Source organism: Muriicola jejuensis (genome assembly GCF_010671595.1).
In the GTDB taxonomy this organism is placed as follows: domain Bacteria; phylum Bacteroidota; class Bacteroidia; order Flavobacteriales; family Flavobacteriaceae; genus Muriicola; species Muriicola jejuensis.
Genome location: NZ_JAABOP010000024.1, coordinates 1 through 662, shown reverse-complemented (window position 1 = coordinate 662; position 662 = coordinate 1). Strand labels below are relative to the sequence as shown.

Sequence of the window (662 nt, the reverse complement as noted above, 5' to 3'; positions counted from 1 at the left end):
ACCGTTGTGTGCTATTTTTTGAAAATGAAAAAAAACCTCTTTTTTTACCTGATTGTTCTCTCTGCCATATCCCAAAGCCTGTTTTCTCAGACCTCAGAACAGGATTTGCCTTCAGAATTTGGAATCTATACTATTCCACTGTGGTCTAAAGCTGTTTTGGAATTGAAATCTGTTGACAGCACCCAATTTGAGTATCGCATATTAAGTCTGGAGCGCTACGACGAGTATTACTCATTTAATGATCCACAGGACTTATTTGATAAGCAACCACAGGAAAATACAATAGAAATATATTTTGTTGGCGCATACTTTAATGAGGGAAAGGAAGACTCCGATTATAAAACAACATTGGTGCTTAGAAATAACTTAAAAACACCCGTAAATTACTCTGCTGACATCAAGTATTATTTTAAAGAGGAATTTGAAAATACAAGCATTGTGGGTGCATTTCCAAATGCAAAAACGATTGAAATGTGGCATCGAAAAATTGATCTAATTGCTCTTTATGATTTTCGGATACTAGACACTAAATAAATACAGCACACAACAACGCCTATGGTTCATCGCCCCCTTAGGTCTGGGATTATTTGCTATTTTAGAGATTAACAAAAACAATACGGAGGGCTCGGGCGTCCAGGCGCCAAACCATAGCCGGAACCGTT

1 protein-coding gene is annotated in these 662 nt (G+C 37.5%); it reads left to right on the top strand.

Annotated features, from left to right (window positions below):
• Positions 1-534, top strand: a 534-nt coding sequence (locus tag GWK09_RS14890; protein WP_204260493.1) for a hypothetical protein, incomplete at its 5' end; no start/stop codon positions are given.
• Positions 535-662 lie beyond the last annotated feature (128 nt).